The organism is Microvirga arvi, assembly GCF_016892765.1.
In the GTDB taxonomy this organism is placed as follows: Bacteria; Pseudomonadota; Alphaproteobacteria; order Rhizobiales; family Beijerinckiaceae; genus Microvirga; species Microvirga arvi.
In genome coordinates, this window is record NZ_JAFEMD010000012.1 from 86,011 (window position 1) to 100,668 (window position 14,658).

A 14,658-nucleotide genomic window follows, 5' to 3' on the forward strand; every position below is an offset into this window, starting at 1 on the left:
TGCGGCAAACAAAGATCAAATCCGCGCCAGGCTTTCCGGTTCCAGCCTTTAGGAGGCCAGTGGCTGAACAGCCGTCTCGACCGTGCCGCGCCCGGTAAGGAAAGCTGCCGCGATCAGGTCGCGGGTATATTCCTCCCGAGGCCTGTCGAAGATCTCCCCGGCCGTGCCGCGCTCCACCACCTTGCCGCTCTTCATGACCATGATCTCGTCCGAGAGCGCCCGCACAACCGCGAGGTCGTGGCTGATGAACACATAGGCCAGGCCATGGGCCTTCTGCAGATTGCGCAGCAGTTCGACGATCTCCTTCTGCACCGAGCGGTCGAGGGCCGAGGTCGGCTCGTCAAGGACCACGAGCTTCGGGTGCAGGATCATGGCGCGGGCGATGGCGATGCGCTGGCGCTGGCCGCCGGAGAACTCGTGCGGGAAACGGTTGCGCCACGCCGGGTCGAGCTGCACTTCGTCGAAGGCCTGGGCGGCGCGCCGGTCGCGCTCCTTGCGGGAGATGCTCGGCTCGTGGACGAGGAGACCCTCGGTCACGATCTCGCCCGCCGTCATGCGCGGGGAGAGGGAGCCGAAAGGATCCTGAAATACGAGCTGCAGGTGCCTCCTCAGAGGCTGCATGCCACGGCGGTCGAGGGGCATGAGGTTGCGATCCTCGAACCGAACAAGGCCTGAAGCCGGCTGCAGGCGCAGGATGGCGCGACCGAGCGTCGACTTGCCCGATCCGGATTCCCCCACCACGCCTATCGTCTCGCCGGTGCGAACCCGCAGGCTCACATTATCCACGGCGCGAAGCACATGGGTCGTCTTGCCGAAGAAGCTCTTCTCCAGGGTGAACTGGACCGACATATTCTGTGCATCCAGGACAACAGGAGCGCTGGCTGCAACAGGTTCCTTGCGCCCGGTCGGTTCGGCATCGATGAGCATCTGGGTATAGGGATGCTTGGGCGCCGCAAAGATGTCGGCCGTGCGGCCGCTTTCGACGACCTCGCCGCGTCTCATCACATAGGTGCGTTCAGCGAAGCGGCGCACGACGCCGAGGTCGTGCGTGATGAACACGATCGACATGCCGAGCCGCTTCTGCAGGTCGGCGAGCAGATCGAGGATGCGGGCCTGAACCGTCACGTCGAGAGCCGTGGTCGGCTCGTCGGCGATCAGCACGTCAGGATTGTTGGCAAGCGCCATGGCGATCATCACCCGCTGACGCTGGCCGCCGGACAGCTCATGCGGGTACGCATCGATGCGGCGTGCAGGATCCGGGATGCGGACGAGCTCCAAAAGCTCGATGGCGCGCTTGCGCGCGTCGGCCTTGCTCATGCCCCCATGGGTGGTGAGCGGGAGGCTAAGCTGATCCCCGATCCGGTAGAGCGGATCAAGCGATGTCATCGGCTCCTGGAAAATCATCGTCAGCTTGGAGCCGCGGTAGTGGTTGAGCCTGCCGGGCGAAAGGCCCACAAGCTCCTCGCCGCGGTATTTGACCGAGCCTTCGGCCCAGCCGTTCGAGGCGAGAAGGCCCATCACGGACATCATGGTCTGGCTCTTGCCCGAGCCGGACTCGCCCACGATCGCAACGGTCTCGCCCGCGTTGATGTCGAGGTCTATGCCCTTCACCGCATGGAGAATGCCGTCGCCGGTGCGGAAGCGGACATTGAGATTGCGGACGGAAAGAACAGGCTCGGCCATGTCAGCGATCCTTCGGGTCGAGAGCATCGCGCAAACCATCGCCAATGAAGTTCAGGCAGAACAGGATCGCGACAAGCGTCAGGGCGGGATAGATCAGCATCCAGGTGGAATCCTGGATGCTCTTGGCGCCCTCCGAAATCAGAACGCCAAGGCTGGTATAGGGCTCCTGAACACCAAGTCCGAGGAAGGACAGGAAGCTCTCGAGCAGGATCACGCGCGGCACCATGAGGGTCATGTAGACCACCACTGGGCCGAGGGTGTTCGGGATGACGTGGCGGCGGATGATGCCCTTCGTCTCGACGCCGAGCGCCTCGGCGGCCTGGACATATTCCTGGCGCTTAATCGAGAGCGTCTGGCCACGGACGATGCGCGCCATGTCGAGCCACTCGACGGCGCCGACCGCCAGGAACACCAGCACGAAATTCCGACCGAAGAAAACGACTAGCATGATGACGAAGAAGATGAACGGCAGCGAATAGAGGATGTCGACGATACGCATCATCACCAGGTCGACGCGTCCGCCGAGATATCCTGAGGTCGCGCCGTAGACCACGCCGATGATGATCGCGACGAACGTCGCCAGAAGTCCGATGGCGAGCGAGACCTGTCCGGCCTTCATGGTGCGTGTGAGAAGATCGCGTCCATTGGCTTCGGTGCCGAAGAAGAAGTACTGCTTATCGATAGGTACCTCGACCACAAGGCGGCGGCCCTCGTCCTGCCGTTCCACAACCTTTGCGGTGCCGAACAGATCCGAGCGCTCGAAATAGGCCAGCAGCCGCTCGTCGACGGGCCGCTCGCTCGTGCTGACGAGAGCCATGCGCACGGCGTCGCCGGTTATCTCGATGTTCTCGGGCTTGGCTCTCACGCGGGAACCGATGCGCTCTGCCTGCGGAATGATCTGCTCCGCTTTCGGATAGGCGGTCAGGCTCGCCGGTGCGCGCACATAGTCCGGGTACACCCGATCGAAGGGATGACCGGTGAGGAATGGCCCGAAGATGCAGGCGAGTGCGATCAGTGCCAGGATGATCATACTGGCGACTGACGCCTTGTTGCGCAGGAGCCGGGTCCGCGCATCGGCCCAGAGCGAGCGACCGGAGATGGTCCCGGTCACGGGAATGTCGGAAATGACGGCGCCTTCAGCCATGGTGGTGCCTCATTCGTAACGGACGCGGGGGTCGATCACCGCGTAGAGGATGTCGACGATCAGGTTGAAGATGAGCACGAACACTGCCACCACGACGACGGTGCCCATCACGAGCGTGTAGTCGCGGTTCAGCGCGGCCTCGACGAAGTACCGACCGACGCCAGGCAGGGCGAAGATGGTTTCCACCACGACGGAGCCGGTGAGCAGGGCTGCGGCGGCGGGTCCAAGATAGGATACAACCGGCAGGGCTGCGCCACGCAGCGCATGCCGCACGATGACCCAGGACGGCAGGCCGAGCGAGCGGAGGGTGCGGATGTGGTTCGAACGCAGGTTCTCGATCATGGCGGCGCGGGTCATGCGCGCGATGATGGCGATCTGTGGCAGCGAAAGGGTGATGACCGGCAGGATCAGATTGCGCGGTGCGCCGCCCGCCCAGCCCGCAACGGGCAACAGGGCCAAGGCGAGGCCGAATACGATCTGAAGCACCGGGGCGATCACGAAGGTGGGGATCGTCAGGCCGAAGGTGCCGAGGCCGCTCACCATGTAGTCGATTATGCTGTTCTGGCGAAACGCCGCGATGGAGCCGAGCGTACCGCCGACAATGATGGCAAAGCCCAACGCCAATCCGCCAATCCGCATGGAAACCGGCAGGCCGTTGGCGAAGAGTTCAGCGACGCTGAAATCGCGCATGATGAAGGAGGGGCCGAAATCACCCTGCACGACGGCAGCGAGATAGCGCACGTACTGCTCGAAGAGCGGCCGGTCGAGGCCGTAGATCTTCTGCAGGTTCTCCATGACCTTGGCCTCGAGCGGACGCTCCAGGTCGAAGGGGCCGCCGGGCGCAAGCCGGATCAGGAAGAACGAAATCGTGATGATGATGAAAAGAGTGGGAATCGCCGAGAGAAGACGGCGGAAAACGAAGGGGATCACGGTATCGACTCCGCTCGATAACAACCCCTCAGCGAGGGAAGCAGCCTTCGCGGCTGACGTGTCGTTTGTGAGCCGGGCGGCTGTGAGGCCGCCCGGCAGGATCGAGGATGCTTACTGCTTCAGGGACAGGAAGCGGCTCGGGTACACCCCAGAGATGTTCTGGTTGAAGCCGACGAGCTTGTCCGAGACCAGGTTCTTCGTGCTGTAGTGGAGCAGCGGGATCCACGGCTCCTCCTTCATGAAGATCTGCTCGGCCTGGAGCAGGTAGTCGGCGCGCTTCTTGAGATCGGTCTCCTTGGCGGCCTTGTTCTTCATGAGGTCGTCATACTGGGCGTTCTTCCACTTGCCGTAGTTGAAGCCCTTGTTGTCGCTCTCGAGCAGGAACAGGAAGTTCTGCGGGTCCGAGTAGTCGCCAATCCAGCCGTAGCGAGCGATGTCGAAGTCGCCGCCGTCGCGCAGATGCGCGAAGTGCGTCTTGGAGTCGGTGTTGATGAAGGACGTCTCGACGCCGAGCGCCTTCCACTGGTCCGCGATGGCGACAACCGTGTTGCGGTTGTTATCGGTGGTGTTGTAGCGGATCTCAACCTTCAGCGGCTTGCCGCCGGGACCGTAGCCGGCTTCCTTGAGCAGGGCCTTCGCCTTGTCCTCGCGCTCGATGGGCGACATGGAGGCGTACTCCGCCTGGGCCGGCTTGCCGTAGTTGCCGATGCCCGGCGGCACGAAGGAATAGGCCGGCAGCATGGTGCCGCCCCAGATCTGCTCGGCGATGAACTCGCGGTCGATCGCCATGGAGAGGGCTTTGCGGACGCGCACGTCGTCGAACGGCGCCTTCGACGTGTTGATCGGCAAGCACCAAACGCCGAGATACGGGCCGATTACGACCTGATTTTTGAACCGCTCCTTGAGAGCCTTCACCTGGTCGGCCGGGATGTCCGGGGTGGAGTGAAGCTCGCCGGCCTGGAAGCGGCGAACGGCCGCGGCGAGGTCGGAGATCGGGTAGAACATCACCTGATCGATCTTGACGTTCGCGGCGTCATAGAAGTTCGGGTTCTTCACGACCTTGATGTGCGAGTTCGGCACGAACTCGGCCAGGGTGTAGGCTCCGTTGGACACCAGGTTGCCCGGCTTCACGTAGTCCTTGCCGAACTTCTCGACGGAGGCCGGATGGACCGGAAGGCCCGTCTGGTGGGTCAGCTGCTCAATGAAGTAAGGGGTCGGCTGCTCGAGACGGATCTCAAGGGTACGGTCATCCACCGCCTTCACGCCGAGCTCTTCGGGCTTGGCCTGGCCCTTGTTCACCTTCTCGGCATTCAGGATCGGGTAGAGGATGTTGGCGTACTTGGCGCCGGTTTCCGGGTTCATGATCCGGCGGTAGGCAAACACGAAGTCCGATGCCTTCACCGGGTCGCCGTTGGACCACTTGGCATTGGAGCGCAGCGTGAAGCGGTAAAGCTTGCCGTCGTCGGCCATCTCCCACTTCTCGGCGACGCCGGGCACGACCTCGCCCTTGTTGTTCTTGATGACAAGGCCATCATAGAGGTCGCGCAGAACGTTGGATTCACCGACCGTGGAGGTCTTATGGACGTCGAGCGTCTCCGGCTCGCCATCGTTGCCGCGGTGATAGACGACTTGCGCGACCGCGAAGCTCGAAAAAGCTACCGTTGCGGCAGCTGCGAGGGCGGTACGTTTCAACCATGATGACATTTGACGCGTTCCCTTTCTGATTATCTCAGGGTTTTTTGAATGTCTTCGGTTAGAGCCGGTAGGGCAGTAACCTTGCCCTATTTGTTGATCAATCAACTGTTTATGTCCAGTACTATCCAAAAAATTAAGTAATTCCTGGCATAACAAAGGGTTAGGCCTGTGAAGATGGATCAGGCGCCGGTGTCGAAGACCAGTCCGGCCGCCTCGATGCCGGCCGCAGCAGCAATCTCGTCATTGTCGGAGGTGTCGCCGGAAACGCCGACGGATCCCAGAATCCCGCCCTGGCCATTCTTGATCAGGACGCCGCCGGAAACCGGCACGAGCTGCCCGCCGACCGCGTGGGTGGCCGAGGCGATGAAGTAGGGCCGGTCGGTCGCCATCTTGTGAAGCGCGCGCGAGCCGACGCCGAGCGCCAGGGCACCATAGGCCTTGCCCATGGCGATCTCGGCCCGCTTGATGCTGGTTCCATCCTCCGACAGGAGAGCCTTGAGCGCGCCGCGCGCGTCATAGACCACGATGGCGAGGGGCTTGAATGATTTCTCCCGCGCGGCCTTGAGGGCGTTGGTGATAATCGTCTGTGCCGTTTCCAGTGTGAGTTCGGTCACTCATTTCCTCCATGGATTTGATCGTTGGTGCGCAGCTCACGAAATTAACGGGTAACGGTATCCCGTGCCGCCAGCCAAGCGGCCACAGCCTTGCGTTCGTTCGGGGTCATCTCGGTGATGTTGTTGGGCGGCATGGCGTGGGTCAGCACGCTCTGGACGCGGATGATCTCCGCATGCCGCTCGATCTCCCCCGGCGTATCGAGCCGCACGCCTTTCGGAGCGATAGGGATTCCATCCCAGACAGGTTCCGCCGCATGGCACATGGAGCAGCGGGACTGGATCGCCAGCACCGCCTCGTCGAAGGATGCCGTGACGACCTCGGGCGTTGCGTCTGCCGGAGCCTGAGCCATGTTGGCATTGCCGGGCTTGCCGAGGATCGAAAGCCAGATCGCCAGAGCGATGGCTGCGGCGGCGACACCCCAGGTCCACCAGGGCGAGCCCTTGCCGGCATGCTGGGAATTGAAGAAATGCCGGATCACCGCGCCTGCTATGACGATCAGCCCGACGATGCCGACCGAATAGGCGGACGACCAAGCCAGCGGGTAATGATTGGACAGCATCAGGAAGATGACGGGAAGAGTAAGGTAGTTGTTGTGCGTCGACCGCAGCTTGGCCTCCTTGCCGAGCTTCGGGTCGGGTGAGCGGCCTGCTAGAAGCTCGGCCACCACCTTCTTCTGGTTCGGGATGATGACGAAGAAGACGCTGGCCGACATCCAGGTCGCGATCATCGCGCCCGTATGAAGGAAGGCGGCGCGGCCGTTGAAGACCTGTGTGAAGGCGAAGGCCGCCAGCAGAATATAGCCGAAGAGAACGATGCCGAGGACGACCCCGTTCCTGCCGAGGGGTGAGCGGCACAGGCCTTCATACACGAGCCAGCTCAGAATGATCCCGCCGATGCCTATGGCAGCCGCCTGCCACGGCTCCAGGGCGCGGACAGTAGGATCGATGGTGTAGAGGTCGGCATGAAGATAATAAACCCAGACGATCAGAAAGAAGCCGCTGATCCAGGTCGAATAGCTCTCCCACTTGAACCATGTCAGCTCCTTCGGCAGCTCCGGCGGCGCAACGAGATACTTGCGCATGTTGTAGAAGCCGCCGCCATGGACCTGCCAGGCCTCGCCGCCCACACCTTCCGCCAGCCCCTCCCGCTTCTTCAGGCTGAGATCGAGATGAATGAAGTAGAAGGACGAGCCGATCCAGGCGATGGCCGTAATCACATGGACCCAGCGGATGATCTGGCTGATCCATTCGGAGATTTGCGGGTCGATCATGCAGTCACTTGGATATTGAAGGAATGCTTAGCCTAGGGCGGAGGTCGGGTTTGCGATAGGCCGTGTCCGCAGCTTTTTCAACAGGAACCCTGTCCGGGAAACCCTGCCTTTGCGCAACAGGATCGAGCGATCCGGCTTGACGCGGAGCGCGCAGGCCCGAAAGAATTCCGGGCTCGATCTGCTCCTTCTCCATCCGCGAGGCTTCATGGGCCGCCTGTCCACCCACGTTCTGGATACCGTCAACGGCAAGCCCGCACGCGGCGTCGCCATCGAATTGTTCGCCATCGAGGGCGAGCAGCGTCGCTCCGTCCTGCGCACCGTCACCAATGCGGATGGGCGCACGGATGCGCCGCTGATGATCGGCGATGCATTCCGTACCGGAACCTATGAAATCGTCTTCGAAATCGGCGCCTATTTCCGGGCGCTCGGCGCGGCCATGGCCGATCCGCCTTTCCTGGACATGGTGCCGATCCGCTTCACCATCGCCGAGCCCGACGGCCATTACCACGTTCCGCTCCTCGCCTCCCCCTGGAGCTATTCCACCTATCGAGGAAGCTGATCATGCCGACCTCCTATCCCCGCGACCTCGTCGGCTATGGCCGCAACCCGCCGCATCCGCGCTGGCCCAACAGGGCCCGGATCTGCGTGCAGTTCGTGATCAACTACGAGGAGGGCAGCGAGAACAACATCCTCCATGGCGACCGCGCCTCCGAGGCGTTCTTATCGGAGATCGTCGGCGCTCAGGCATGGCCTGGCCAGCGGCACATGAGCATGGAGTCGGTCTACGAGTATGGCTCCCGCGCCGGCTTCTGGCGTCTGTGGCGAATGTTCACCGAGCGCCGCATGCCGGTCACGGTCTATGGCGTCGCCACCGCCCTCATGCGCAACCCGGAGGCGGTTGCCGCCATGAAGGAGGCCGGGTGGGAGATTGCGAGCCACGGACTCAAATGGATCGACTACCGGGACTTCTCCTCGGACGAGGAGCGTGCCCATATGAAGGAGGCGACCCGCATTCATACCGAGGTCACTGGCGAGCGCCCTCTGGGCTGGTACACGGGCCGCACCTCGGAGCACACCAACCGCCTCGTGGCGGAGGAGGGTGGCTTCCTCTACAGCGCCGATTCCTATGCCGATGAGCTCCCCTACTGGGAGCCGCATGGCGACCGGCAGCAGCTGATCGTGCCCTATACGCTGGACGCCAACGACATGCGATTTGCGACCCCGCAGGGCTTCAATGCGGGCGACCAGTTCTTCGCCTATCTGAAGGACTCATTCGACACCCTTTATGCGGAGGGAGAGACCGTGCCGAAGATGCTGTCGGTCGGCCTCCATTGCCGCCTCGTCGGCCGCCCCGGACGGGCCGCGGCACTCGCCCGCTTCCTGGATTATGTTTCTGCCCATGACAATGTCTGGGTCGCCAGGCGCATCGACATCGCCCGGCATTGGATCCGGCACCATCGCCCAGCGGGGGTCAAACCCAGCACCATGAACCGCGTGCTGTTCGTGGAGATCTTCGGCGACATCTTCGAGCATTCGCCTTGGATCGCGGAACGTGCCTTCGACGCCGGTCTCACCACCGGACAGGACACGGCCGAGGGACTTCATGCGGCCATGGTGAATGTGCTCTCGGGGGCGAGCCAGGGGCAGAAGCTCGCCCTCATCAACGCCCATCCGGATCTCGCCGGGCGCCTCAAGCTCGCCGACCTCACGGACGATTCCCGCAACGAGCAGTCCTCCGCCGGCCTCGACAGCCTGACGGAAGAGGAGCGCGACCGCTTCCTGGCCCTAAACGACCTCTACAAGGAAAAATTCGGCTTCCCCTTCATCATGGCGGTGAAAGGTCGATCGAAGGACGAGATCCTCGCAGCCTTCGAGGAGCGGCTGGAGCATGAGCCCGAGCAGGAGTTCGAAACGGCCATCGTGCAGATCGAGCTGATCGCGCTTCTCAGGCTGAAGGACCGGCTGCCCTCGCTGGCGGATGTGTTCTCCAGTTTAGCCTAAGCGGAACCGTTTGGAGTCCCGCGCGTCTTCGTCTCAGCTTGGCCGTCCAGAGGCCGGGCATGACGAGAGGAGGACGACATGGGTCTGTTCAAGTTCATCAAGGAAGCCGGCGCCAAGATCTTCGGCGGCAGCGCTGCCGCCGCCACTCCCGAAAAACTGCAGCAGGAGGTGCAGGGCCACGGCTTCGATGCGAGCAAGCTCGGAATCCAGGTCGAAGGCGACAAGGTGAAGCTGTCGGGTCAGGCCATGACCCAGGAAGAGGCCGAGAAGATCATCCTCTCTCTCGGCAATACCTATGGCGTCGCCGAGGTCGATACGTCCGGTCTCCAGGTTCAGCAGCCCTCGGCCCAGTCCACCATGTACACGGTCCAGAAGGGCGATACCCTTTGGGAAATTGCCGAAAAGCACTACGGCAAGGGCAAAGGCGCGAAATATACGGAGATCGTCAAAGCCAACTCCCCGCCGGTCAAAGACCCCGACATGATCCAGCCGGGTTGGGTTCTGCGCATCCCGCCGCTTTCCTGATCGCATCCGGATTGCACCCCTCCCTGTCATGCCGGTATGAGATGGCGATGACAGGGAGGATCTTTCATGAGTGAAACGCCGCAGGTCATCGATCTCGACCGCGAGGTCATCAAGCAAGGGCTCCAAGAGGGTTCAATCTTGCTGGTCGACGTCCGGGAGCCGCACGAGTTCGCCGCAGGCCATATCCCGGGCTCCATCTCCCACCCGCTTTCGTCCTTCGATCCTTCCTCTCTGCCGGAAGGAAAGCGAATCGTCTTTTCCTGTGCGGCCGGCGTCAGGTCCGTGCGGGCCATCGAATTCGCACGGGCTTCGGGTCGGGATATCCGCGAGCACTACAAGGGCGGCTTCAAGGATTGGGCGGCGGCCGGCGAGCCCGTCGAATAAGAGCCTCTTGCGGGGCGAGATCACATATATGTGTTCTAAAGTAGAGTGCTCAAGCTTGACGACTTATGCGCTAATGTCGCCCCGCCGACGATGGTTCGTAGGGAAATCGTCCGTCGCGCCCACGAGGGAAAACCATAGATGAAGCGTACAATGTTCGTCGCCAGCCTTCTGGCGCTCGGAGTGACCGCCGCCATTGCCCAGAGCAATGTCGTCGAGCAGCGTCAGGCCCTGATGAAGGAGATGGGCGCTCAGACCCGGCCCATCGGCGCCATGATGCGCGGCCAGGAGCCCTTCGACCTCGCCAAGGTGCAGGCTGGCTTGAAGGTGTTCGCCGAGAATCCCAAGAAGTTCGTCACGCTTTTCCCGGAAAGCTCGAAGAACGCGGAGAAGACCGAGGCGCTGCCGACGATCTGGGAGAACAAGGCCAAGTTCGAGGCGACTGGCAACAAAATGAGCCAAGACGCTCAGACCGCCATGACGACGATCAAGGACGAAGCGTCCTTCAAGGCCGAGATGCCAAAGGTGCTTCAGAACTGCGGCGCCTGCCACAACGAGTTCCGCAAGAAGGCCTCCTGATCGGACGATGCTGAGTAATGGGCGGCCCTTGGGCCGCCCGTTTCATTTGGAGAACAGGCGATGCGTAAAGCGCTCGTAGGGCTGGTCGCCCTGGTGATTTTCGGCATTCTGGGCTTCCTGGCCCTGACATCGCCGTCGGCCCATCGCCTCATTCGCGGGGAGCCTCCGGCGCCGAACGGCAGTCACGCCCCGAATGCCGAGAACGGCCGCATCCTGTTTTTCGCCGGAGGCTGCACCTCCTGCCATGCCGTGCCCAACAACGACGACAAGCTGCGGCTCGGCGGCGGCTATGCGCTAAAATCCCCGTTCGGCACGTTCCACGTCCCAAACATCTCGCCGCACAAGACGGACGGCATCGGCTCCTGGAGCGTCACGGATTTCACCCGCGCCATGCGAGAGGGAGTATCTCCGGACGGACGCCACTATTATCCGGCCTTCCCCTACACGTCCTATCAGAGGATGAGTCCCGAGGATCTCACCGACCTCTTCGCCTTCATGCAGACGCTGCCCGCCGTGGAAGGGCGAGCCCCCGGTCATGACCTGCCGTTTCCGTTCAATATCCGCCGCGGCGTGGGCCTCTGGAAGCTGGCCTTCCTCGATGGAAAGGTTTTCACGCCGGATGCGTCGAAGTCGGCGAGCCTGAACCGGGGGGCCTATCTGGTGAACGGGCCGGGGCACTGCGCCGAGTGCCACAGCGAGCGCAGTTTCGCTGGTGCCGTCATCGACGAGCGTCGCTTCGCCGGCGGCCCGGATCCGGAAGGCAGGGGGATCGTCCCCAACATCACGCCGCACGCGACCGGAATCGGCGGCTGGACCGTGAGTGACCTCACCACTCTGTTGAAAACGGGGGAAACGCCCAACTTCGACACCGTCGGAGGTCCCATGGGCGCCGTCGTCGCCAACACGGCCCAACTGCCCGATGCGGACCGTCAGGCTGTGGCGGAATACCTTCTGTCCCTGCCGCCGAGGCAGGGTTTCAAGAAGCCTGAATAAGGTGGGAACCGGCTGAGGACAGCCTGGGGATAAACCTCAATCCATCACGGCGGCTTTGAGGATGCACACCATCGTGGCCCGTCCGGGGGTGCTGCCGATGCAGCGCACGGAATGCGGGCGGTCGCAGCGGTAGCGAAGGCTTTCGCCGGCCTTGGCCTGCTGCACGACCCCACCCACCTCGACCTCGAACTCGCCGTCGAGGACGGACAGACATTCGACCGAGCCGCGCTGGTGGCTGTCGGAGTCGAGCACCCCGCCGGGCTCGGATTGCACATCGTACCATTGCAGCCATTCGATGGTCTTGAGCCAGCCGATGATGGCGAGCCGCATCTTGCCATCCTCGGACACGAGGATCGGCGTGTCGGCCTTGGACGATTTTTCGATGAACGGCTCCTCATCCCCCGAGGCGAGGACGCGCTCGATCGAGACATCGAGGGCCTGGCTCAGCCGCCAGATGGTGGCGAGCGTCGGGTTGGTCTCGTTGCGCTCGATCTGGCTGATGATCGATTTCGCGACGCCGGATTGCTCGGCAAGCTCCGACAGGGACAGGTTGTAGGCCTTGCGCAGACGCTGAATCGTCTTGCCCATATTGCCGGAGAGAACCTGCGCGCCCGTTTCCAGCTCCCGGTTCCGCTCTTTGCCCTCGACGCCCATCGCTGCCTCTGTTCTGAAAAACCGTACGCTCGTTCCTCAAAACGGTTGTGGGGTAATCGGCAGGGCGGGTCAAGCACCGGCAGGGTCGCGGCCTTTCCTTTTCCCGTTTGGCGTTTTCACACCCCTGGCCGCTGCGGGGCGGCCTGAAGCTCCTTGGTGCGCAGCAGCCCGAGCTGGTGCTCGCGCCAGACGATGAAGAGGCCGGTGGCGGCTACGATAGCGGCGCCGGTGAGCACGGTCGGTGTGGGCAGATCTCCGAACACGAACCAGCCGAACAGAAGTGCCCAGATCATGGTGGTGTATTCGAACGGTGCGATCACCGACGTATCCGCGTAGCGGTAGCTCTGGGTCAGCAGGATCTGCCCGATGCCGCCGAGGATGCCGGAGACAATGAACAGGGCCCAGTCCGTGGCATCGGGCATATGCCAGCCGAAGACGATCGTGCACAGGGAAAGGGTCGAAGCTAGGATGAAGAAATAGAAGACGATGGCACCCGTCTTCTCGGTCGCCGTCAGGCGGCGGACCTGCACCATGGCGCCTGCGGAGCAGAAGGCTCCGGCCAGGGCGCAGAGGGCGCCCAGGGTCGGCCCCGCGCTCAGGCCTCCGGAAAAGGTCTCGAGCCTCAGATAGGGCGAGAGCATGATCAGAACGCCTACGAAACCGACGGCGACGGCGGTCCAGCGATAGGCCCGGACCTTCTCGTTGAGGAGAAGGGCTGCCAGGATCACGACGATCAGGGGTGAGGCATAGCCGATGGCGATGGCGTCGTGGAGCGGCAGATAGGACAAGGCGGCAAAGCCCAGATACATGCCGCTTGTGCCGATGAAGCCGCGCTTGAAATGGCCAATGACGTTTCGGGTTCTGACCGCATTGATGAGATCCCCTTGCCATTTCAGCCATACCAGAAGCGGCAGGAGGGCGAAGGCAGAGCGGAAAAAGACGACTTCTCCGACCGGATAGCGGATCATCATCGTCTTGAGCGTCGCCGACATCATTGTGAAGACGAGGGCAGACAGGACTTTGAGGGATATCCCCAGGAGAGGTTTCACGGGAGGCGCATCGTCATAGGTGGGGTCGCTGGCGGAGGGGACGCAGACAACCACGGGGAAGCGGCTGCGTGAAGCCTCATTCGGATCGACAGCCTCTGCGCCGGACGCATGGGCTTAAGACCCCGGCCGATGGTGCCAAAGCAATTCAGACCGTCCGGGCTCGCCTGCTGCGCGAGCGGATGTAGCCGAGAATGGTCAGAACCAGCCAGGCGGTTTGCGTGACGAACGAGGCCAGATTGAAGTCGAATGCCAGCGAGTAGAGAATCAGGAGCGCGCCGAGGGCATTCAGGAATGCATAGCGCAGATCTTCAAGCTTCAGGATACCCAGCTGCAGCAATCCGTAGGCCGCCAGATAGGCTGCAACTCCGCCCAGCCCTATGATGTCAGGCAAGCTCATCGAGGTCTCCGTCTGATCCGCAACAGCGCCTCTAAGACAAATCGGGCCGTATTGGAATCGGTTTTGGAGAGACCATCACCTGGCAGGAGAGCGCCCACTCGGCGCGGGAGCCGCTTCTACATCAGGAAAGCAGGATGAGGGGAGAGGCGCTGGGCCTTTTCACCTTCGAAAGGGCCGGCCTCCAAGAGCACTTCCGTCCGGGCTGCCTCGGCCTTGCAGAGGTCGATCAAGTTCTGGATCCGGCTTTCCAGAAAATGAAGCGTGCGGACCATGCTCCGGATGCGCTGTTCGGCGGCCTCCTGAAGCTCCGCCTCCGACAAAGCACTTAAGGGATCGTCCGATTCGATCACGGGGAAGGAGCGCATATCCGCTTTGGTCTGCAGGATGGCGGCCGCCATGTCCTCCAGATAGGCCTTGAGAGGAGCGGCCGCCGTCGCGTCGAGCGGCACTTCCCTTAAGCGGTTCACGGCGTCCAGCACGGCTTGCGTGTCCGAATTGCGGTTGCGCCTTGCATATTCCTTCAGGAACCAGCGGCCGCGGGCGGTCTCCATGACGGCGGCTTCGATGGTGTCGAAATCCAGGTCGCCGAACGTGACGTTTGTCTCTTCATCGGGCATGGTAACGAAATCCATCTGCGCCAGGGTTTGATTCCACTCTCCCATCAGATGAGTCCAAAGCGGGTGCCGGCTCAACCCCTCTAACGCTTTAGAGATAGGGTCTTGCACGCCGTTTTTGTTGATTT

16 protein-coding genes are annotated in these 14,658 nt (G+C 62.4%); 6 read left to right on the plus strand and 10 right to left on the minus strand.

The genetic code is table 11. From position 1 onward, the window contains the following. Positions 1 to 48: 48 nt before the first annotated feature. The 6 genes from ILT44_RS09805 to ILT44_RS09830 all read right to left on the minus strand — a co-directional run bounded on the left by ILT44_RS09805 (position 49) and on the right by ILT44_RS09830 (position 7,337). Complete coding sequence (locus tag ILT44_RS09805; RefSeq protein WP_204239387.1) at positions 49 to 1,683, minus strand: ABC transporter ATP-binding protein; 1,635 nt, start codon at positions 1,681 to 1,683, stop codon at positions 49 to 51. A gap of 1 nt (position 1,684) precedes the next feature. Then, complete coding sequence (locus tag ILT44_RS09810; RefSeq protein WP_204239388.1) at positions 1,685 to 2,827, minus strand: ABC transporter permease subunit; 1,143 nt, start codon at positions 2,825 to 2,827, stop codon at positions 1,685 to 1,687. A gap of 9 nt (positions 2,828 to 2,836) precedes the next feature. Next, positions 2,837 to 3,757 carry an ABC transporter permease subunit gene (locus ILT44_RS09815; protein WP_204239389.1) on the minus strand — a complete coding sequence of 307 codons (921 nt, stop codon included), beginning with the start codon at positions 3,755 to 3,757 and terminating at the stop codon, positions 2,837 to 2,839. A 111-nt stretch (positions 3,758 to 3,868) separates the two neighbouring features. Then, positions 3,869 to 5,461: a peptide ABC transporter substrate-binding protein gene (locus tag ILT44_RS09820; protein ID WP_204239390.1), complete on the minus strand. Its 1,593-nt coding sequence runs from the start codon at positions 5,459 to 5,461 to the stop codon at positions 3,869 to 3,871. 170 nt (positions 5,462 to 5,631) lie between these two features. Then, positions 5,632 to 6,066 (minus strand): GlcG/HbpS family heme-binding protein, encoded by a 435-nt coding sequence (locus ILT44_RS09825; RefSeq protein ID WP_204239391.1) that lies wholly within the window; start codon positions 6,064 to 6,066, stop codon positions 5,632 to 5,634. Between the two features lie 44 nt (positions 6,067 to 6,110). Then, complete coding sequence (locus ILT44_RS09830) at positions 6,111 to 7,337, minus strand: urate hydroxylase PuuD (RefSeq protein ID WP_204239392.1); 1,227 nt, start codon at positions 7,335 to 7,337, stop codon at positions 6,111 to 6,113. A 109-nt stretch (positions 7,338 to 7,446) separates the two neighbouring features. On the opposite strand from ILT44_RS09830, the gene uraH reads away from it, so the two are divergent. The 6 genes from uraH to ILT44_RS09865 all read left to right on the plus strand — a co-directional run bounded on the left by uraH (position 7,447) and on the right by ILT44_RS09865 (position 11,816). After that, positions 7,447 to 7,896, plus strand: coding sequence for a hydroxyisourate hydrolase (gene uraH / locus ILT44_RS09835; protein ID WP_307826402.1), 450 nt, complete (start codon positions 7,447 to 7,449; stop codon positions 7,894 to 7,896). A gap of 2 nt (positions 7,897 to 7,898) precedes the next feature. Continuing rightward, positions 7,899 to 9,338 carry an allantoinase PuuE gene (gene puuE, locus ILT44_RS30755; protein ID WP_239468043.1) on the plus strand — a complete coding sequence of 480 codons (1,440 nt, stop codon included), beginning with the start codon at positions 7,899 to 7,901 and terminating at the stop codon, positions 9,336 to 9,338. A gap of 78 nt (positions 9,339 to 9,416) precedes the next feature. Continuing rightward, positions 9,417 to 9,863, plus strand: coding sequence for a peptidoglycan-binding protein LysM (gene lysM, locus ILT44_RS09850; RefSeq protein ID WP_204239393.1), 447 nt, complete (start codon positions 9,417 to 9,419; stop codon positions 9,861 to 9,863). 66 nt (positions 9,864 to 9,929) lie between these two features. Continuing rightward, complete coding sequence (locus tag ILT44_RS09855) at positions 9,930 to 10,247, plus strand: rhodanese-like domain-containing protein (protein WP_204239394.1); 318 nt, start codon at positions 9,930 to 9,932, stop codon at positions 10,245 to 10,247. Positions 10,248 to 10,385: 138 nt separating this feature from the next. Next, a complete protein-coding gene (locus ILT44_RS09860) occupies positions 10,386 to 10,823 on the plus strand; it encodes a c-type cytochrome (RefSeq protein WP_204239395.1) in 438 nt (145 codons plus the stop codon). 60 nt (positions 10,824 to 10,883) lie between these two features. Beyond that, complete coding sequence (locus ILT44_RS09865; RefSeq protein ID WP_204239396.1) at positions 10,884 to 11,816, plus strand: c-type cytochrome; 933 nt, start codon at positions 10,884 to 10,886, stop codon at positions 11,814 to 11,816. A 36-nt stretch (positions 11,817 to 11,852) separates the two neighbouring features. Here ILT44_RS09865 and ILT44_RS09870 read toward each other — a convergent pair whose 3' ends face one another. The 4 genes from ILT44_RS09870 to ILT44_RS09885 form a co-directional block, all read right to left on the minus strand. Then, complete coding sequence (locus tag ILT44_RS09870) at positions 11,853 to 12,470, minus strand: helix-turn-helix domain-containing protein (RefSeq protein ID WP_204239397.1); 618 nt, start codon at positions 12,468 to 12,470, stop codon at positions 11,853 to 11,855. A gap of 116 nt (positions 12,471 to 12,586) precedes the next feature. Further along, the gene (locus tag ILT44_RS09875; protein ID WP_204239398.1) at positions 12,587 to 13,519 is read right to left on the minus strand and encodes a DMT family transporter; all 933 of its coding nucleotides are present in this window, start codon (positions 13,517 to 13,519) and stop codon (positions 12,587 to 12,589) included. Between the two features lie 145 nt (positions 13,520 to 13,664). Beyond that, on the minus strand, positions 13,665 to 13,916 hold the full coding sequence (locus ILT44_RS09880; protein WP_204239399.1) for a CBU_0592 family membrane protein: 252 nt from the start codon (positions 13,914 to 13,916) through the stop codon (positions 13,665 to 13,667). A gap of 116 nt (positions 13,917 to 14,032) precedes the next feature. Further along, complete coding sequence (locus tag ILT44_RS09885) at positions 14,033 to 14,578, minus strand: hypothetical protein (protein WP_204239400.1); 546 nt, start codon at positions 14,576 to 14,578, stop codon at positions 14,033 to 14,035. Positions 14,579 to 14,658 lie beyond the last annotated feature (80 nt).